Genomic DNA, 20,177 nt, shown 5'->3' with positions numbered 1-20,177 from the left:
TAGTTCAAATGAACAAAAGTTAATATTGTGTCTATCCTTAAGTTGATGGGCATGTATGTACACCCCCAAAACTATATAATAATACGTAGTAAGAAAGCCTTTTCAAAATAATAATTATTCATCAAGGGGGTACTTATAATGGAACGAGTTCAAATGAATGAAACGCTAGAATTCTCTCGTATTATTCAAGGATTTTGGCGTTTAGCAGAATGGAATATGACGAAACAAGAATTACTTTCTTTCATTGAAGATTGTATGGATATGGGAATTACTACTTTTGATCACGCTGACATTTACGGCGGATATACGTGTGAAGGATTGTTTGGAGAAGCTTTACAATTAAAGCCTTCCTTACGAGACAACATGCAAATTATTACAAAGTGTGGAATCGCTCCCCCATCACCGAAATTTCCAGAGCGATATGTTGCTCACTACAATACTAGTGCAGAGCACATTATTCAAAGTGCAGAAGCATCACTAAAAAATTTACATACAGATTATATTGACGTATTACTTATTCATCGTCCCGATCCTTTTATGGATCCAAATGAAGTGGCAAAGGCATTTTCACAATTAAAACAAGAAGGAAAAGTTCGTCACTTCGGTGTATCTAACTTCTTACCTTCACAATTTAATATGTTAAGTTCGTACTTAGATTTCCCGCTTATTACGAACCAAATTGAAGTTTCTGCATTGCAGCTTGAGCATTTTGAAAAAGGGACAATTGATTTATGCCAAGAAAAACGAATCAATCCAATGATTTGGTCACCTCTTGCTGGTGGGGAAATTTTTACTGGTCAATCCGAACGTGCCGTACGTGTACGCGAAACTATGCAAAAAGTTGCTACTGAGCTAGGTGTTTCTAGTATCGATACGGTTATGTATGCTTGGTTACTTGCTCATCCAGCTAATATGATGCCAATCGTTGGCTCTGGTAAATTAGATCGCGTAAAAACGGCCGCTCTTGCTACAAACGTTAACTTAGATCGTCAACAATGGTTTACAATTTTCGAAAGCTCTAATGGACATCCTGTACCATAATACACAAAAAGAAGAGCTGTTTCTTTACAGCTCTTCTTTTTTATATGTATTTCTCGTCATTGCAAATACACACATATCCCTTAATCCATTTCCATCTACCGCAACACTCGCACTTTCTAACGTACCTTCTAACTTAAAGCCTAATTTCTCAGGTATCGCTCTACTCTTCTTATTTAAAGAATCACAACGAATTTCTACACGGTTTGCTTTCAATTCAGAAAAAGCGTAATCCGTTATACCTTTCGCAGCCTCTACCATATAGCCTTTTCCGCTAAACCTTGTATCAATCCAATATCCGATTTCAAATTGAGGTATATCCCAATTAATACGATGTAATCCGGCTGAAGCAATAAATTCACCTGTTTCTTTCGAAAATACTAGTAATCTTAAATCCTCACGTTGCAAAAATTGAATATGCGATTTTCTAATACTCTCTTCTATTTCTTCCTCTGTTTGCTCTTTTTGTGCAAAAACCATCCAAGGTTTTAGTTCTTGTATTGAAGCTTGAATTGCATCATATACAACTTTACCATCTCCTGGTTTCGGCATTCGAATAAAAAGCCTGTCAGTATAAAATTCAGAAGGAAAATCGAATAATAACGGATTCACTGTAAACACTCCCTATAATTCTTTTATATATAATAATATCCATCTCAAGTTATATAGTAAAGAATTTTCTGAATTAAACACATTTTACTCATTCACTTCCATCGCTACACGAATTCCAGATTCAATCGCACCTTGAATCCATCCGTGATATAGCGTTGTATGATCTCCAGCGAAGAATATTCTCCCCTCTGATTTGACAATCACTGGTTGTAGCTCAGATTCTTGACCTGCTTGAAAAAGCGCAAATCCTCCAAGCGCATACGGATCCAATGTCCAGCTTTTTGATATTCCAGATATGAACTCATCATACACTTGACCACCTAATATTGTTGCTAAGTTGTGTAAGGCGTAATAAATACGATCGCCTTTTGATAAACCATCCCATAACAATGCGTCATAAGACCATGTATAGCTACCTAACATCATAGCAGGTCCTTTTTCTCCAATTCCATAACTTGGATAATAGGCATAACGAATTGGCAAATCTGTTATAATTCTGCCACCTAATTGTCCTTGTTCTTCCCAAAATCGGCTTTTAAATTGAATTCCTATTTTCGTCGCAGGCATGTAATGCAATTCACGAATTGCTTTCCATTTTTCATGAGATATAGAATCAAACGGATCTACTTCTACAAAACGCATTGTCGAAAACGGGATAGTAACAATAACTAAATCTCCTGTAATACTACTATATTCAAAAGTTTCCTCGTTCCGATAGAAAGCTGTCACACCATTATCGTGTTGATGTAACTTCATTAATTTTTGATTATATATAATATTTTCTTCTAATTGCGGTAAAAATGACTTTGGTAATCTATCATTCCCGCCCACAATTTCACAAAATCCGCTCTCCTCTTGCATAATGTATAGAAAGCGTAAAGTCTCTACAAACGACCGTTCTAAAAAACCTTCTAGATCTAATAGAACACCGATCATCTCAATTGTTACTGGCGAAAAGTAAGTATTATACTGATAAGGATGATACTTCAAAAATTGTCCTGTGGAATATCTCCCAAAATCCTTCACTACAACATCCCAATTTTTCTCTGGATTTCTTTTAATAAAATTTATTATCGGCTGTACTGCTAGTAACAATAGTTCTTCAGACGTTTTTCCCACTTCGTTCATTTCCACGGGATACCTTAAAATACTCGGATCCTTTTCATATTGTTTCAACGTCGTTTTCCGTCCATTTACATAGATAATATCCGTCTCATTCCTATTAATAAAAGGACTCACCTGTAGCCCAAACTTTCTTATATATGCCATCGTTAATGTATGTGTATACGGAATTCTCATTGCTCCGACATCTAAATATAATCCGGTATCTTCCATTCTAACTGTCTCTATACGGCCACCTACCCGGTTGTTTGCTTCAAAAATTTTCACATCATGTCCTGCAGCCTTTAATAAAGATGCTGAAACTAATCCAGCCATACCAGCTCCCACTACAATAATTTGTTTTGGACTTATCGTCTTCCTCAATCCTTTATCTATAACTTTTAACGCTTCATCCATTTCAGTGTTATACATTATATCTTTCTGCACAATTCCACCCCTTACTTCATCAAATAGACGTTAGTGGTTTAGTGCATTTTATTCATAGATCCCCATAAACATAACACTATTGCAATTTGAATATTCACTAAAAGTACATAAGAGACAGATTTCATATTTCTTTATGCCTCGTATAATATAACAACCGCAACGAAGGAGTGACTAAAAAATGAAACATACTTATGATTACCACGCTACAAAAAAGCATTTAGAATTAAAGAAACAAAACTTATGTAAAAAACTTAGCAATATGACACTATCTGAAAAAGAACGTGAACAGCTAAAATGTGAAATTGACAACTATGAATATATTTTAAATCTGGTCGAAATGAATCATTATGAACGCGGATTTTCTCGTTAAAAACGGAAATAGAATTATCCGCTTTTCATTTTGAGCATTTCACTACGCATTTTTCATAAGTAAATATATAATAGGATGTACATTAAGATTGAGAGGTATATTCTATGATCAAGTTAAGTGTATTAGACCAATCACCTATTTCAGATGGTAGCACAGCAGCCCAAGCTTTTTCACATACAGTTACGCTTGCACAAGAAGTTGAAAAACTCGGATTCACACGTTTTTGGGTATCCGAACATCATAATTCCGTAAGCTTAGCTGGTTCAAGTCCAGAAATACTTATTTCTCATATTGCCGCGAAAACGGACCGTATTAGAGTCGGTTCAGGTGGTGTTATGTTACCGCATTATAGCCCATATAAAGTCGCTGAGAATTTCCGCGTTTTAGAAGCACTGTATCCAAATCGAATCGATCTCGGTGTTGGTAGAGCTCCTGGTGGTATGCCAATAGCAACTCGCGCACTTCAAGAAGGGAAAATGGTCTCACTTGATCAATATCCAGAACAAATTGCAGACGTTGCAATGTACATACATGATCAAGTACCAGAAAACCATCACTATGCAAACTTAAAAGCCACTCCAGTTATCCCAACATCTCCTGAAATGTGGATGCTCGGTTCTAGCGGAGAGAGCGCTAAAATTGCTGCAAACAACGGAGCTTCTTTCGCATTTGCACAATTTATTAATGGCTTCGGAGGCCCTGAAGTTATGAGGGCTTACCAAGAACAATATCAGCCTTCATTTTTAGGAGATAAACCAAAGTCAATCGTTTCTATTTTTGTTATATGCGGAGAAACAAATGAAGAAGCGGAAAAAATTGCTTCTAGTTTGGATTTATCAATCTTATTATTAGAGCAAGGAAAACGAACTACTGGTACACCTTCTATCGAAACTGCTCAAAATTATTCATACAGTGCTTATGATTTATTCCGTATAAAAGAAAATCGTCAACGTATGATTGTTGGTGATCCGTCTTCTGTAAAAGAAAAAATAATAAATTTAAGCAAAGCATACAATACTGACGAATTTATGATTGTCACGATTACCCATCAATTTGAACATAAATTAAAGTCTTATCGCCTACTAGCAAATGCTTTTAATTTATAACTCTAAAAAGAGATGCATCACATACGATGCATCTCTTTTTCTTACTACTTATTGTTTTTATTTCCTATATATTCAATAGCTTCTTTTAATAGTTCATCAAAGTTAATAGGATAATCATGATCTAAGTTAGGCACAACTTTATACTTATGTTTTATATTCTTATCTCTTAATAATCGTACAAATTGCTGCGTGGACTCGAAACAATCTTCATCTTGATCCCCGCATACTATATATCCTTTTATATGTTTATCCTGCAGCACTCTTAGCAACTCATCCCATTCTTCAATCTCAGGAAGCCATGGTGCCATAAAAATAAAACCATCCACATCTATATCTTTTTGTAAAATCGTATATAAAGCTACTCTTGCCCCTGCAGAAAAACCACCAATGATTACATTTTCTACTGTATGATTTTCTATAAACTTATTGTAATGCTCTTTTAATTCCCCTTTCCCTCTCTCAAGATCATCCCAAACAAATCCATCTGAAAACTGAATTTGTGAAGACTGTGGTAAAGCTAACGTGTAATCTTGTGTCAAAACTGATTTCCAATATGGCTCTACTATTTGAATATTTTCTTGGTCACCGTGTAATGTAAGTAGTAGATTTCCCTCTTTCTTGCTGTATATACATTTCACGTCTGGTCTTTCCGTTTTATGTGCTAATTCTTCTCTTTCTTTACATAATTGAACCATTGTATGAAATTCTTCAAATTTATGTAGTGATTTTAAATCATCGTCCGAAATTAAATACTCATTTCCATACCAGAACCCCTTTTCTATAATGGCCTCTCTCATTAAATGTAATGCTTCTTTTTCAAGTCCCGATGCACTTGCGAGCGCATACTTAAAATTATATATTTGCGCCTCATTCCCTATTACACCTGTAGCATTTTCCATTATATAATTGTACGCTTCAAAACTTCCTTTATTTGCATAACAGCGTAACGTTTCATTTAATAATTGAATGTAAGTCATACTATTTTTCATATACCAATTCCCCCGAAACCTATTATAATATTTATTTTTCAAATCTTTATACCATTTTGTATAGCCCACGCTAACAATACCTTATTCTCAGAATGTTGCTTAATAGTTACTCTTCCCTTTCCAATATATTTAGTATAAATAATAATAAACTGAAAAATCAATATTTTAACAAACAAAAAAAGACAACAATATATGTATTGTTGTTTTCATTACGTCTACCCGCTCTTTTGTTTTTTTCTATCTGGTTTACTTGAAACTAAATAATGTTTTTCTGAAATATATAAGTCTCTTTTTAAGCTACGATTTAAGTAAGGTCCTAGTTTCATTCCGCATATGAGGCGATCTTCGCTACCTTCAACAATTGGGAACATTTCTTTTTCTGTTACGTATTGATCTACTGCCTTTTGTACGACATCAATTTCTTTCACTAGGTTTAAATTTTCTGCTGTATGTTCAAATACCTCAAGCGTTTCCTTCGTTATGAGAAAATCATTTGTTGGAAATGCAGGTAAATATGGTTTTAACAAATCATAATTTACTGTATAATCTTCATTTACTAATACTGTATAAACGATATTAGCATTCGTTTCTAAAAACTGAGCCATCGCTTGTTCTAATTCATCTTTCGTAATTTCCCGCTCTTCTTTTCCAGTTCTGAAAAAGCGAAACATCGCATCGCCTCCTTTTTACTATATTATAGCATAAAAGAAAACTGAAAAATCATAAAAAAACCCATTGAAATAATTTTTCAATGGGTTTTATATTTTTTATCGTTATTTTAAGAATGCACTTAGCATCCATACATGTTGTTCTAATGTTGTATGAATTGCTAACAGCATGTCAGCTGATGTTTCATCGCCAGCTTCACCCGCAACTTCCATACCTTCTTTTAATTCTTGAATAAGTGCAGAATAATCATTCACTAATGTTTGCACCATTTCTTCTGCAGATTCTTTGCTTGTCCCTTCGCTGACACTAGATGTTGCAAGATATTCTTTCATTGTCGCTAACGGTTTACCTTCTAAAGCTAAAATACGTTCTGCTAACTCATCAATATACGTTCCAGCTTCATTATAAAACTCTTCAAATTTCTCATGTAATGTAAAGAAGTGTGGCCCTGTCACATACCAGTGATAATTATGTAGTTTCACATATAACACATTCCAGTTTGCTACCTGCTTGTTTAATACTTCAACAACATTTGTTTTCGTACTCATACAATCCACTCCTCTTATCATTTTGTAATGTTTATCTTTTAATAACCTAATTACATTTTACCATACATTCCCTTTCCTTTCGAACAATCGGCTTATATGTAACAAAGTTTTAACACCTTTAATACTTCCCTAATATCATTTAATTCATGTATTTTTTCAAACACTTCATACGTCTAATTGTCCAAGCTCATACATATGCATAATAGTACATCAAGCTCATCATAGTAGAAAGAGGGATAACATGGACAATCAACAATGGCAAGTAGCAAAGAAAGTAGCTGCTACTTATATCGGAACTGTCGTTGGAGCTGGATTTGCTACTGGACGAGAAATTGTTGAATTTTTCACAGTGAATGGATTATACGGGACAATTGGCATATGTGTAAGTGGATTTTTTTTTATTTGGCTCGGCACAAAGATGATGTTACTTTCATCACAAATCGGGGCATTTTCAGCGCAAGAATTTAACAAATATTTATTTGGGGATGTATTTGGGAATGTTGTAAACACATTATTATTACTCGTTTTATTCGGCGTAACGAGCGTTATGTTATCAGGGGCTGGTGCAGTATTTGAAGAGCAACTTCGCTTACCAAGACAACTCGGTATTCTCATTACAGTTATCGCTTGTCTCATTATAAGTAGCCGCGGATTACAAGGTGTTTTTGAAGTAAATACACTTGTCGTACCTATTATGATGATTTTTATTATCGGACTTGCTATTACAACCTTTTTTCACGGTACACCTTCCATTAATAACACTATTCCTGCAGAGAGTTGGAATATGAAATGGATTACTAGCCCTATTACATATGTCGCCTTAAATCTTTCTCTCGCCCAAAGTGTTCTCGTCCCATTAGCCAGTGAAGTAAAGGATCGAAAAGCCATTTTTTGGGGTGGGATTTTAGGTGGTGCTGGACTTTCTTTAATTTTATTATGCAGCCATTTAGCAATCTTATCAGTTGATCAATTTTATCAATATAACATCCCAATGGCTGAAGTCATAAGAAGATTTAATGCAACTTTTCACTTCTTCTTCGTTCTCATTATTTTCGGTGAAGTTTTCACAACTTTAGTTGGTAATGTGTTCGGAATGACAAAACAGATGCAATCTATTACCGGGTGGAAAAATAACAATATTATTTTCTTCATTTTACTAATTAGTTATTGCTTTAGTTACATCGGTTACAGTGACTTACTTCACATTCTATATCCTATCATCGGATGGGTAAGTATTGTTATACTTCCAATCATTGCGTTTAAACAACTTCAAAAAACATAAAAAAGCATCCATGTTATTGGATGCTTTTTTATGTTCATTCACAATCATCACATACTTCCCAGTACGGCCCCATTTCTAATGCTAAATATGGCTTTAATTGCAACCGAATCATTCGACTAGGCATGCGCTCTAAAACAAATTGAATACCTTCTTCATCTTCGTCTAATTCAACTTTTGAAATCACAATTCTTTGTATAGTCGTAATGGGAATTCCATCTTTATATAAAGTGATTTTCACCTCATCGTATTCATTAAAATACAATTCGACACTCATTTGATTTTTCAGTATTTCATCAACAATTTTATATGTATCATTTTGTTCTTGGATTATATATTTCCATCCGCCTCTATCTTCTTTCGGAGCTGTTTGAAATAATGTCTCCAAATCCTCGTATAGCATAAGATAACCCCTCTCTTACTAAAAAACGATGAGTATTTTATATACCCTTTATCTCTATCACTATCCATAGCTATTGTACCATATATCACCGTTCTTACCGTATTCATTTGCTTTATAAATACTTATAAAATAACTAACTCTATCTCCATTATTATGTATATTACCTCATTACTCCATACACTCTTACAAGTTCAAATAACGTCAGACTTTAATCCATACAAATATTGTCTACTCTCTTCTTTTATTAGCTCACAGCATTCACACTTATATATAGTAAGACTAACACAAATAAAAAAGGAGCGTGACTTATACCACTCCCCTTAAAAGAACTTCCCTATAGCTGCTAAAACTAATACGATTATTAAAATTGCAAATAATAATGAGACAATGAAACTAAAAATAGGTAACGCTTTCTTTTCATTCTTCTTAAATAGTAACTTTAAACTAAGAAAAATATTTAACAATTTGTACCGAGCTATTCGAAAGTGTTTTTAATATAAACACTTCAATTAGAAAAACAATAAAAAATGAAATACTTAGCCAAAATGAGACGTAACTAAGCCAAGAATGTCTTTTTGTCCCCCAATACACTCCCATAATACTCTCCTTTTATTTGTATTCTATACGTTAATAATTATACACAAAGCTAACAAATACCTCTATTTTTCGACAAACATTATGCAAAATGCCATTTTAAACGTCATAAAGGAAGTCTACATCCCTATTTGATTTTACACAATAAAACAGACTACCCTCTAGTGGCATAATGCTACTAGGGGATAGTCTGTTCTCTATTAAACTTTAAATCTGTCAATTAGTCCTTGTAACTCTTCAGCCATTTGAGATAACGTGCCCGCTGCGGATCCAATTTCCTCCATCGAAGCTAGCTGTTCTTCAGCTGAAGCCGCAACATTTTGTGTGCTTGTCGCATTATTTTGCGCTGTCATTGCAATTTGTCCTACCGAGATAGATACTTCATTTGCCCCTTTTGACATTCCATTAGCCGTTTCAACCATCGTCTTAATTTGATTAGCTATTTCATTTGTAGATTGTAAAATTTCAGCAAAGTTTTGCTTCGTTTCATTTGCGATAACAAGTCCAGATTGAACTTCCTCATTTACATGATTCATAGATTTGACTGTCTTACCCATATCATCTTGTATTTCACATATTAATTTACTAATTTCACTAGAAGATACGCTAGACTGCTCTGCCAATATACGCACTTCATCTGCAACAATTGCGAAACCTCTTCCATGCTCACCGGCTCTTGCGGCTTCAATCGCCGCATTTAGAGCTAGAAGGTTTGTTTGATCTGCAATATTTTGAATTACTTCTAAAATATCACCAATTTGTTTTGATTTATTATTTAGTAATTGTATAACTGCATCTGATTGTGACACAGATTCTGCAATAGACTGCATCTGGTTTACTGTTCTTCCTACTAGTTTCCCACCATCTTCTGCTTTTTCACGAGTATGTGCAGAAGCCGTATTAATAGATGATGAACTATTTGCTACATGTTGAATTCCTTCCGTTACATTAAACAGTAACATAGCGCCATTTTCTACGCTTGTTGTTTGCGTCGTTGCCCCACTTGATATTTCATCCATTGCGATTGTGATTTGCTCAGTCGCTTCACTTGCTTGCCTTACACTTGCAGTTAGCTCTTCTGATGCCGCTGCAACATGCCCAGCTGAATCGTTAATTCTTCCGATTAACGTCCGTAACGAATTCGTCATCTCATTAAAGCCTTTAGCAAGTTGGCCGATTTCATCATTAGAATGAATTTCAATTGTTTGCGTTAAATCCCCCTCACTTATTTCTTTAGAGGTAACAACTAATCTCTTTAAAGGCTTCGTAATTGAAAGTGTTACAAAATAAATAAGTGCTCCACCTATTACTAATGAGATAAGCATAACAATTAACATATTATAAAATACAGGTTGAGCAGCTTCAATTACTTCACTTGAGTACATAGTTCCACCAATTTTCCAACCTGTTTTTACATTTGTAGCAAATACCATATTCTTTTCACTACCGCCATAAGAATATGAAAAAGCACCGTGATTATCTTCATAAATTTTCTTTGCCCAAGAATCAGCCGCTTTTTCCCCTGATTTTTCTTGTGGATGAGCAATTATTTTTTGCTTTCCATCTAAAATGAAGGCATATCCTTTTTTACCAATATTAATTAACTTTGATGTTTTTAATAAATTATCTAAACTTAAATCTAGCGCAACAACCCCATTTTTATCTTCTGTTTGTTTTGCGATTGTTACGACAATATGTCCATTTCCTTTTGCCTTATATGGCTCAGTAACAACAATACCACCTTGTTTTGCAACCGCATCTTTATACCAAGAACGCTCTGTTGGATCATAGTCTGCTGCCATTTGTATATTTGGTTCTTGTACAAATTTTTTATCATTTCCGGCAACATATACTTGTTCAACATCTTTATTTAAATTTATATATTGAGATAACATTTTTCTTAATTCATCCTGATTATCTCCTTGATACATATTCCCCTGAATCACCCGTGCAAAATTATTCACATCATTAAATTTTGCATCAATCATTTGATTGATTAAATTATCCAGTATTTTTATATTGTCGTTGGCACTACTCTTAATTTGCGATTCAAAATTCTTTTTGGCTGTTTGATAAGACATGCCTCCGATAATAGACACAGCCGCAATTAAAATTACAAAGAATGAAATTAATAGCTTTTTTGCTACTTTCATATCACGAAACAAATTTAATAGTTTACCCATTATGAACCTCCTAATTTTCAAATTTAAAAGTTAAATTGAGTTAATTATGAATATTTCCCAATCCCTAATTATTATTTTCATAACCTATTATGATGAATACTTTGTAAAGTTTAAACAATTAATTTCCCTTTGTCTATATATATAAATAATATTATTATAAAATTTACAAATAGAAAAAACCAAAGGGGCACCCTTTGGTTTTTACATTTTTTTATGTTGTTTAGAAAGCTTTTTCCACTTATCACGCTCTGCTCTGGCAAGGATTGCATCTTGTTTTCTCATAAAATACGCCAGTTCTCTTTGTAATTTTTTATAGCTTTTCAAACGATCTATCGTAATAAGTCCGTTATCAATTGCACTATGCACCGCGCATCCTGGTTCATTCTCATGCTTACAATCACGGAAACGGCATGTTGTCGCAAGTTTTTCAATATCAGAGAATGTTGTTTGAATCGCTTCGCTTCCTTCCCAAAGTTGCAATTCTCTCATGCCGGGAGTATCAATTACGAGAGCGCCACTTGGCAATTGAAATAACTCTCGATGCGTTGTCGTATGCCTCCCCCTACTATCCTCTTCACGTATATCTCCCGTTTTTGCTACCTCAATTCCTATTAGCGCATTTAACAAAGTTGACTTTCCTACACCTGATGACCCAACTAAAGCAATTGTTTTCCCTGAAGAAACGAATTGTTTCAACGAATCAATACCTGTATGCTCTAAACTATCAACAACGAAAATAGGAACACCAATTGCTATAGCTTCCGTTTCTACAATTTTCTGTTCTACATCATTACATATACTACTCTTTGTTAAAACAATAACTGGCATAGCGCCACTTTCATACGCTAATAATAAATAACGTTCCATCCTTCTAACATTAAAATCATGATTAAGTGCATTTACTAAAAATAAATAATCTACATTTGCTGCTATTACTTGTTCTTCCGTTCGAGTACCAGCTTCTTGTCTAGAAAAAGAGCTTCTTCTCGGAAAAATACGATGAATGATAGCTTTCTTTTCATTCTCTATTTTCTTTATATACACCCAATCACCAACAGCTGGATAATCTCCCTTCGTTACTGCTTCATGCCGAAACTTTCCAGACAGTTCTGCCATATATTCACCATCATTACAAATAATTCGATATATATGCTTATGCTCAAGTAAAATACGCCCTACTTCAAAGTTCTCTACAGCTTGTTCCTCAAAAAAAGAATCCCAGCCATACGATTCTAAAATATTTTGATTCAAATTGATATCCTCCCTAGTTTAAGCTAAGTGGAAGGATAGTGCGCTCACTTATATCGTTTCGCCCTTTCCATCCACCTTTGTATTTGGTTTATTATTCATATAAGTTATTTTCGCCATAATACATCACCCCGTTCTTATTTTAATTACTCTCATTATATGGAATTCTCCTATAAAAAGCTACATCATTTAACTTAATTTTCAAATAACTTGTTTTTGAGCATTCTAATTTGTCCTCGGTGACTAATTTCATCTTCTAGCACATGAAACCAAAGATAGTGCTGGTTATATACTACACCGTTAGGCCACTTTCTTTCTGACATGAGCCACTCATTACCTTGTTCACTTAAATACTTCAGAGATTCTTCTCGAACACTTTGTAGAAGTTGTACATAATACTGTATTTCATGACCACAGATCGCTCTACCTGCTTCCCCTAAATACAATGCATCTTCCCATATTTCTAATTCTTCTTTTGTAAAGTCACGATCTTGAAATGAAATAAGCTGATGAACTTTTTCAATAGCTGCTATATGCTTTAATAAGGCGCCAATTGAATTTCCGCTGCTCTGCATAATTAAATCTAATTGCTCAACTGATAAATTTTTTACTTCGCCTAATGTTACAGCTCTCGTATGCTCAAGCATGCTTACTAATTCCCCTATTTTTTTTGTATAACCATCTACACTTCTTATTCGATAATCTATATTCATATGACGCACCCCTTTCTGCATTCATATTATTGTAAAAATGATTCATATAATAGACTGAAATATATCGGAATTTTCTGTTATAATTAAATTGAATACAAAATATACCCAAACAAACTTTCTCAATATGCTTATATGAAATATTAAAAGGAATCAATATAAAATAATCGAATCTTATTCACTAAAAGGAGTGGATTCGATGGAAATGTATCAATGGCTAACCGCTGTTCTCGTTGGTGGCATTACTGGCTTCGTTTCCCATCTAATCAATAACCAAGGTAAGTTATTGCTTCCACGCCGTTTGAAAACTTTTTTTCACTTTGGATTTTTAACTGATGTTTTTACCGGTAGCCTAGCTGCACTTCTTGGACTCGTTTTATTCGATGTCACCGCAATAAAAGAAATTATAAAAGTATCCATTGTAACTGCTATTTCCGGTCAAACTTTCTTACTACATCAAGCTCTTGGTGGCGAACAGGCTAAAAATACACAAATTGGGAAAGCTGATGAGAAGATTCAAGAAATTGACAAATTATTGCGACGTTAGTGTATACTTTCTTTTAAAATTATTGTTATAATGAGAAATAAATATTTTCTATTGCGTCGTTTGTCAGGAGAAAGGGTGTTTCGTATGACAAAAAAGAAAATAGAAGATTTCTTAACAAACTCCGAAAAAGAGGAACTGCTAGAAAACTATAAATGTTTACGAGAAGCCCGCACAAAAAGCGAAGCTAACTATTTTGGTGAAGCAGTAAACCATCTATTAAATAAAGCAAAACAACGAATTATTAAAGATGCAGGTATACATGATGAAAATGCTGCAACTGTTCAATCAAAGAGAAAAGCACTGTTTTAGCTAATGTAGCTAAAACAGTGCTTTTTATTACAACATTTTTCACATTACTTTCACATCTATTTCACAATTATAAGTACTCCTATATGTTAAACTAGGTATATCCTTTTCCGAGGAGCTATATGCCGATATATAAACCCCTATCTATTTAGGGGTTTTTTATTTTCCCATAATTTTATTACAAATCCTTTTCAATCATACAGCTCAACGACGAATTATTAAAAATACAGCAACTAAGCAATCAAAAAGCAACTTTTAGACTTATCCTAAAAAATTGTTTTTTGATTTGCTAAAACTTTATGATGCAATTCCTTTTTCATTATCTTTACTAATGTTTTCACTTTTTCTAAACAGAAATAAAGCTACAACATATAATAACGCAGTAAAGCTACCTACTAGTATAAAATTGTGAGATGTTGCAAATAACATTCCTGCTATTACCGCACCAATCATTTGACCAATGTACATCGAGGCGTTAGCAAGGGCAGCACCTGTTCCCCGTGCTATAGTAGACATGTTTTGTAAATGTCCCATCATTAATACAAACAAAATTCCTGTCACAAAAAATAAAACAAAGAAAAAGAATTCAACAAAAATAAGATTCTTTAAATAGGGAAGTATTACATATAACACTGCCGTAAATACAATTCCAACATAGAAAGAAAGATTGTATCCAATTTTATTTACAAGTCTAGGGCCAAAAATATTACCAACTAAATTTCCTAATCCTAGCACAAGCATAGCCGTACCTACTTCATGAACCTGTAAGCCAAATTGCATGGAAAGCCATACACCAAAGAATGAAAATGCAGCAAAATTTCCGGTTTGAAAAACAAAGTATGCAAAATAAGAAAGTGAAACCTTTGAATCTGTAAGTAATTGTTTATAACGCTGTAAAATAACTTTTTTATTTCCACCTATATGAACCGACTGTATTTCTGGTAATACAACATAAATAAGAATGACAAGTAGTGCTGATAATATACCAATGAAATAGAATGGGATTGTATAATGTATCGTTGCTAAATAAGCTCCTAGTGGCAGCCCTAAAATTTGAGAGATTGATAACCCTGCTGTTGCAACCCCAATTGCTTTCACAATTTGCTTTTTCTCTATAAGGAGCGGAATGGATGCCCACACTTGTGGAGATACAAAAGCTGCACTTACACCTGCTAAAAATCTAAATGTTAGCATCCATAAAAAACTCGGTGCAATTCCACACAAAAACGTACTTATTGCAAAAAACTCATACCTAGTACCATCACTTTTTTTCTGTTTAATCCATCTGATATAGGACCAGCGATAAGCGCAAATCCAGCATACCCTAGAGCATACGAACTCACCATCCATCCTGACAGCTCAGTTGAAACATGATACACCTGTTGTAATGTCGGCAGCAGTGGTGAAATTAAGAAAGTATCTGTACCGATCATAAACATTATCGTGAAAAATACAGCTAGTACTCTGTTCATTTAGACCTTCTCCTTATATAAACAGAGGGTACTATCCCTCTGTTTCACTAATCTTCTAAAATAGATTGGATTTCTTTCATGACTCTTTCATTCAATGAAACGTGTACCGCTTTCACACTTTCTCTTATTTGCTCTGCCCGCTTTCCACCAGGTATAACAGTATCAATTCCTTCTTTATTTAATAACCATGCTAACGCTAAATGAGACACTTCAATATCATTTTCTTTAGCTAGCCCTTTTAACTTTTCCACTTTCTTAAAGTTACTCTTATATGTATTTTCTTCAAATAGATTTACATTTTGGCGCCAATCGACTTTGTTTAATTTAAAACCTTCTGTATATTTCCCGCCTAATATTCCAAAAGCAAGAGGCCCATATGGAATAAATGAGATACCCGCTTCTATACAATACGGCAACAGTTCTTCCTCAGCCGTACGTTCTAACATATTGTACGGAGATTGTACAACATCTATATGACCATGTTGGTTCGCTTCTTTTAATTGTTCTATATTTACGTTCGATATTCCAATTGAACGAATTTTCCCTTCTTCTTTTAAACGAGTAAGCTCTCCGATTGAATCTATGTAACTTGTTTCAGGATTTGTAAAATGTAAATAATATAAATCAATATAATCAGTCTGTAATCTTCTTAAGCTATTCTCCACAGCATTTCTTAAATAACTTGGTTCATTGTTAATATACGTTTCTCCATTTAATAACGGTTGAATTCCACCTTTTGTAGCAAGTATAAACTTATGGCGTTTTCCCTTTAATACTTCTCCTACCAATTCCTCAGATCTACCGACACCATATGAATCTGCTGTATCAAAAAATGTAATCCCTTGCTGAATAGCTTCTTCTATTAATTGCTTTCCTTCTTCTTCATTCACATTAGCATATAAATTATGTCCCCCTACTGCATTTGTACCTAAACCCAACTTTGAAATATTTAATCCTGCCTTTTGCAATTTTGTATACTTCATTTTTTCTCTCCCTATATCTCTATTGTTCGAATATATTCGAACAATAGAGATATATCACTTTATATGTTATAGTGCAAATATCTTAACTTATACAAGTAGGTGAAATATGCGTACACTCTATCATCCAAATCGAGAAGAAATTCAATTTTCTTCTGTCTTATATGCACTTAGCGATCAAATTCGTTTACAAATTGTAAATATGTTACTAGAGAAAAATGAACAATCTTGTGGTACTTTAAACATTCCTATTGCGAAATCAACTTTATCTCACCATTTCAAAGTTTTACGTGAGTCAGGTGTTATGTACACACGCCTTGAAGGAACACAACGTTTCATTTCAATTCGTGAAGAAGATTTAAATGCTAGATTCCCAGGTTTGTTACAAGTTGTATTACATGCGACAGAGCCATATTAAAAAACATCTCATATGAATATGAGATGTTTTTTAATATGGCTATTCTTTTAATAAATCTATTAATCCATTCCCTTCAGATGTACGTTCGTACCCTAAAGGTACAGTTCTTTTAATGAGTTGTGCATATATTTCCGGCTCTGATAACTTTCGACCGTATTCTTTCTCACACTGTTTAATGAGCAAGGCGAGCGCCCCAGCAACATGCGGCGTCGCCATGGAAGTTCCACTTAACACAGCATATTTCCCATCTGGATACGTAGATAATATTTCATCACCTGGCGCTACTAGATCAATTTCTTGATTTGAATTACTAAAACATGCAATCTTCCGCTCTAAATTAACAGCACCAACTTCAATTACCTCAGAGTAAGCACCTGGGAAATCTAGTTCCTCTGTTTCATCATCGCAATCTCCATTATTTCCAGCAGCACATACAACGAGAACATCCTGCTTTACCGCATTTTGAATTGCTTCATGTAATTCTGGAACATCTTGGGGACCACCAAGTGACATTGAAATAATGCTCACTTTCTCTTGATTCGGCCCTCTCCAATTTACAGCATAATGAATTGCCTCAATAATTTGCTCATAACTTCCAGAACCATCTCCCGCTAAAACTTTTAATACTAACATTTTAGCAAGTGGTGCAACGCCTAATACACCGACACCATTTTCAGTTGCGGCAATCGTCCCCGCTACATGAGTACCATGTCCGTTATTATCAAGATACACATTTGGATCAGCTTCATAATCTTTTGTGAAATTTCTTCCGCCGATAATACGATCCTTTAAATCTATATGATTAGTATCACACCCTGTATCTAATACGGCAACGACTACATCTTGCCCCTTCACACTTTTTTCCCATACTTGCGGAGCGTGAATCATTTGTACACCTGGTGGAATTTCATTTACTTGTTCTACCACCTTATTTACGGTAAACGGAATCAATTGTATACCTTTTTGTTTATTCACTGTACTACTCATCGTAATCCCTCCTGAAAATGTATTATTTTCATTTCAGACCACTTTTGAATACGTGTAAATGTAACATTCGTTTTATTCTTTTTGTTTTCCTTCTTTTCAAATATTTCTCAACATCATTTACTAACTCTATACTACTTTTTTATTTTCCCTATGATTTGTAGGAAGTAACACCCCATGTCGTTCAACTAATAACCAAAATAAGAGGACCAATTAATGGTCCTCTTACATTCTTTTAAAAGAATGATATGTAATTTGAAAAATAATATAAATTAAGACTAAACCTCACTCTTGTTTAAAAACTTTTCTATTTCTTTTACTAAATATTCCGCTCCCTCTATCCCAACAGTAATATTTCCATTAGCTAATGATATGTTCTGTTCTGAAACATCACCTGTGATTTGGCAAGCATTGTAAGGTTGATATTTTTGTAAAATGATTTTATCTGCTTCTACAAAAATTTCAAGCGGTGATTTGATTTGTATTCCCAATACATCGCGTAATTCTTTAGGGATAACAATTCGTCCTAATTCGTCTACTTTTCGAATAACTCCTGTTGCTTTCATATTTCTCCCCCCTTACTCTATATTAATTTTTTTCACCTCGCTTTTTCCATTTTATCACTTTTTGGCAATACTTGCCTCTTTTTAGAAAATTTTGTACTCGAGTTAAAAAAACACATTTAATGCATACGTAATCTCTCTTTCAATTGTTTTACATAACGGGCTCTTATAAGTAAGAAGTATACAACTTGAATACCTATGAAAATACTTAATACAACTGTATTTTCTTTAAACAATGAGTACTCAAACATTTGCCCTAACGCAGTTAAGGCTACTGCCCCATGTAATGTTGCAACACCAATTGGAACGAAGAATAAAAGCGCCAATCGAATTGTAACTACCTTCGATAATTCCCCACTCGTCAATCCAACTTTTCGAATCATTTCGAACAAGCGAACATCATCCTCCAAATCGGCGAATAAACGGAAGTAAAGGAAACTTCCTGCACAAACGAAAAATACTATACCAATAAAGAAACCTACAAATAAAATCGGTCCTGCAATTTGTAAACTTTGGTTTTGTTCGTACTCTTCCGCACTAAACGTTGACTGTTCTTGATACGGTTTAATTTGATGAGTAAGCTCTTTACCAATTTCAATCTCATCTTTCGTTCTTTCAGTTTTATACATATAATCTTTTGTCTCTATAAATCCATCTTGTAATGAATCATATTGATTATTAGAGATTACATAAACATTTCCTCTTAATATTTTCCCCAATGAAGATGAAGTAACTTTTTTCACCTTTAAACTTTCATTCATATTGGGTAAAGTAATTTCTTTTCTTTCTTTCATCGCTGGCCCTGGTATATCAGCTGACAAAAATACAACCTCTTTATTTGCTACAGTATTAAATGGTTCTCCTGTTAACTTTGCATATTCCTTATAGTCTGATTCTTTTATAAAAGTGGCGCTTCTTAACGACTGTTCCTCCGTTTTCTTTGTCGAAATATTAGTTTTTGAAGCTGCTATATTATGTTTCTTTAATCCTTTGTCAATCATTTGTATATGTTGTGATTCGTTACTATTCCCTTGCTTAGAATGGTAATGAAACGCAATTGGTCTCTCCATTATCCCTTTCGTCATGGATGCGAAGCCAACTAATGTCCCTATTGCTGAAAATGCTACAGTAGAAATAATGGTTACAATAAAGAACATTCTTGCGTTATCTCTCATGCGATACGCTAAATCTGATAACGTAATAATATTAGTCTGTGTCCAATAGAAACGTTTACTTTTTTTACATAATCGAATAATAAAGACACTCAGCTGCTTATACAACAAATACGTCCCAATAATAACTACCGTTGTAACAGGAATCATCATAATAAATACCATTGCGCCATGCGATAGAAGAGCTCCTACATAGCCAGCACTAAGCAATACTACTGCTAATATTGAAGAAATGATTGATGCTTTCGGTTCCGGTTTTGCCTCTGCTGAACCTCTAAACAACTTCATAATTTTATTTTTACGAATCATTCCTGCACTAAACAATGATATGATCATAAATAATATGAAAAACATAATACTCGTTACAACAATTGCTTTCATCGATTGCGCCATGCGATAGAAGAGCTCCTACATAGCCAGCACTAAGCAATACTACTG

Annotated in this window: 19 protein-coding genes and 3 pseudogenes; 7 read left to right on the top strand and 15 right to left on the bottom strand. The window is 34.1% G+C overall.

Translation table 11 applies throughout. The annotated features are described in order from the left end of the window. Positions 1-138 precede the first annotated feature (138 nt). Positions 139-1,041, top strand: coding sequence for an aldo/keto reductase (locus ACODS7_RS26255; protein WP_016081969.1), 903 nt, complete (start codon positions 139-141; stop codon positions 1,039-1,041). A gap of 24 nt (positions 1,042-1,065) precedes the next feature. Here the strand turns inward: ACODS7_RS26255 and ACODS7_RS26250 are convergent, their stop codons facing one another. Both ACODS7_RS26250 and ACODS7_RS26245 read right to left on the bottom strand, forming a co-directional pair. Next, the gene (locus ACODS7_RS26250) at positions 1,066-1,650 is read right to left on the bottom strand and encodes a GNAT family N-acetyltransferase (protein ID WP_016081970.1); all 585 of its coding nucleotides are present in this window, start codon (positions 1,648-1,650) and stop codon (positions 1,066-1,068) included. An 84-nt stretch (positions 1,651-1,734) separates the two neighbouring features. After that, positions 1,735-3,198, bottom strand: a complete 1,464-nt coding sequence (locus ACODS7_RS26245; RefSeq protein ID WP_243168774.1) for a flavin monoamine oxidase family protein — start codon at positions 3,196-3,198, stop codon at positions 1,735-1,737. A gap of 178 nt (positions 3,199-3,376) precedes the next feature. Here ACODS7_RS26245 and ACODS7_RS26240 point away from each other — a divergent pair, with 178 nt between their 5' ends. Together ACODS7_RS26240 and ACODS7_RS26235 are read left to right on the top strand one after the other, a co-directional pair. Beyond that, entirely contained in the window at positions 3,377-3,568 is a 192-nt protein-coding gene (locus tag ACODS7_RS26240; RefSeq protein WP_000683366.1) for a DUF3896 domain-containing protein, read from the top strand. Between the two features lie 104 nt (positions 3,569-3,672). After that, a complete protein-coding gene (locus ACODS7_RS26235) occupies positions 3,673-4,674 on the top strand; it encodes an LLM class flavin-dependent oxidoreductase (RefSeq protein WP_016081972.1) in 1,002 nt (333 codons plus the stop codon). A 44-nt stretch (positions 4,675-4,718) separates the two neighbouring features. On the opposite strand, the gene ACODS7_RS26230 is transcribed toward ACODS7_RS26235, so the two are convergent. The 3 genes from ACODS7_RS26230 to ACODS7_RS26220 form a co-directional block, all read right to left on the bottom strand. Further along, positions 4,719-5,663 carry an alpha/beta hydrolase gene (locus ACODS7_RS26230; RefSeq protein WP_048565064.1) on the bottom strand — a complete coding sequence of 315 codons (945 nt, stop codon included), beginning with the start codon at positions 5,661-5,663 and terminating at the stop codon, positions 4,719-4,721. 215 nt (positions 5,664-5,878) lie between these two features. Next, positions 5,879-6,334: a DUF3939 domain-containing protein gene (locus ACODS7_RS26225; protein WP_000488209.1), complete on the bottom strand. Its 456-nt coding sequence runs from the start codon at positions 6,332-6,334 to the stop codon at positions 5,879-5,881. Positions 6,335-6,436: 102 nt separating this feature from the next. Beyond that, a complete protein-coding gene (locus ACODS7_RS26220; protein WP_000105199.1) occupies positions 6,437-6,880 on the bottom strand; it encodes a Dps family protein in 444 nt (147 codons plus the stop codon). 241 nt (positions 6,881-7,121) lie between these two features. On the opposite strand from ACODS7_RS26220, the gene ACODS7_RS26215 reads away from it, so the two are divergent. Continuing rightward, the gene (locus ACODS7_RS26215; protein WP_000370209.1) at positions 7,122-8,162 is read left to right on the top strand and encodes a YkvI family membrane protein; all 1,041 of its coding nucleotides are present in this window, start codon (positions 7,122-7,124) and stop codon (positions 8,160-8,162) included. A 34-nt stretch (positions 8,163-8,196) separates the two neighbouring features. On the opposite strand, the gene ACODS7_RS26210 is transcribed toward ACODS7_RS26215, so the two are convergent. The 5 genes and pseudogenes from ACODS7_RS26210 to ACODS7_RS26190 all read right to left on the bottom strand — a co-directional run bounded on the left by ACODS7_RS26210 (position 8,197) and on the right by ACODS7_RS26190 (position 13,300). Then, positions 8,197-8,562, bottom strand: coding sequence for a DUF3979 family protein (locus ACODS7_RS26210; protein ID WP_000965063.1), 366 nt, complete (start codon positions 8,560-8,562; stop codon positions 8,197-8,199). A gap of 320 nt (positions 8,563-8,882) precedes the next feature. Beyond that, positions 8,883-9,159: pseudogene (locus tag ACODS7_RS26205) on the bottom strand (hypothetical protein). A 197-nt stretch (positions 9,160-9,356) separates the two neighbouring features. Beyond that, positions 9,357-11,339: a HAMP domain-containing methyl-accepting chemotaxis protein gene (locus ACODS7_RS26200; RefSeq protein ID WP_243168773.1), complete on the bottom strand. Its 1,983-nt coding sequence runs from the start codon at positions 11,337-11,339 to the stop codon at positions 9,357-9,359. 201 nt (positions 11,340-11,540) lie between these two features. After that, a complete protein-coding gene (gene rsgA, locus ACODS7_RS26195) occupies positions 11,541-12,590 on the bottom strand; it encodes a ribosome small subunit-dependent GTPase A (RefSeq protein ID WP_043935047.1) in 1,050 nt (349 codons plus the stop codon). Positions 12,591-12,781: 191 nt separating this feature from the next. Then, positions 12,782-13,300 (bottom strand): DinB family protein, encoded by a 519-nt coding sequence (locus tag ACODS7_RS26190; RefSeq protein ID WP_243168772.1) that lies wholly within the window; start codon positions 13,298-13,300, stop codon positions 12,782-12,784. 196 nt (positions 13,301-13,496) lie between these two features. On the opposite strand from ACODS7_RS26190, the gene ACODS7_RS26185 reads away from it, so the two are divergent. Continuing rightward, positions 13,497-13,844 carry a DUF4257 domain-containing protein gene (locus ACODS7_RS26185; protein WP_000426321.1) on the top strand — a complete coding sequence of 116 codons (348 nt, stop codon included), beginning with the start codon at positions 13,497-13,499 and terminating at the stop codon, positions 13,842-13,844. Positions 13,845-13,928: 84 nt separating this feature from the next. Beyond that, entirely contained in the window at positions 13,929-14,153 is a 225-nt protein-coding gene (locus tag ACODS7_RS26180) for a hypothetical protein (protein ID WP_000162602.1), read from the top strand. A 294-nt stretch (positions 14,154-14,447) separates the two neighbouring features. Here ACODS7_RS26180 and ACODS7_RS26175 read toward each other — a convergent pair. Both ACODS7_RS26175 and ACODS7_RS26170 read right to left on the bottom strand, forming a co-directional pair. After that, positions 14,448-15,622: pseudogene (locus ACODS7_RS26175) on the bottom strand (MFS transporter). 47 nt (positions 15,623-15,669) lie between these two features. Then, entirely contained in the window at positions 15,670-16,605 is a 936-nt protein-coding gene (locus tag ACODS7_RS26170; protein ID WP_050843320.1) for an aldo/keto reductase, read from the bottom strand. A 106-nt stretch (positions 16,606-16,711) separates the two neighbouring features. Between ACODS7_RS26170 and ACODS7_RS26165 the strand changes: the two genes are divergently transcribed. Continuing rightward, the gene (locus tag ACODS7_RS26165; RefSeq protein WP_243168770.1) at positions 16,712-17,020 is read left to right on the top strand and encodes an ArsR/SmtB family transcription factor; all 309 of its coding nucleotides are present in this window, start codon (positions 16,712-16,714) and stop codon (positions 17,018-17,020) included. Positions 17,021-17,059: 39 nt separating this feature from the next. On the opposite strand, the gene ACODS7_RS26160 is transcribed toward ACODS7_RS26165, so the two are convergent. The 3 genes and pseudogenes from ACODS7_RS26160 to ACODS7_RS26150 all read right to left on the bottom strand — a co-directional run. Then, complete coding sequence (locus ACODS7_RS26160) at positions 17,060-18,007, bottom strand: serine protease (protein WP_043935044.1); 948 nt, start codon at positions 18,005-18,007, stop codon at positions 17,060-17,062. Between the two features lie 275 nt (positions 18,008-18,282). Next, entirely contained in the window at positions 18,283-18,570 is a 288-nt protein-coding gene (locus ACODS7_RS26155; RefSeq protein WP_000648324.1) for an AbrB/MazE/SpoVT family DNA-binding domain-containing protein, read from the bottom strand. A gap of 116 nt (positions 18,571-18,686) precedes the next feature. After that, positions 18,687-20,120, bottom strand: a pseudogene (locus tag ACODS7_RS26150) (ABC transporter permease); the annotation flags it as partial. Positions 20,121-20,177 lie beyond the last annotated feature (57 nt).

Source organism: Bacillus sp. FG16 (genome assembly GCF_057809515.1).
Note: the sequence above shows the minus strand (reverse complement) of the source record. Positions and strands in the feature narration are given on the sequence as shown.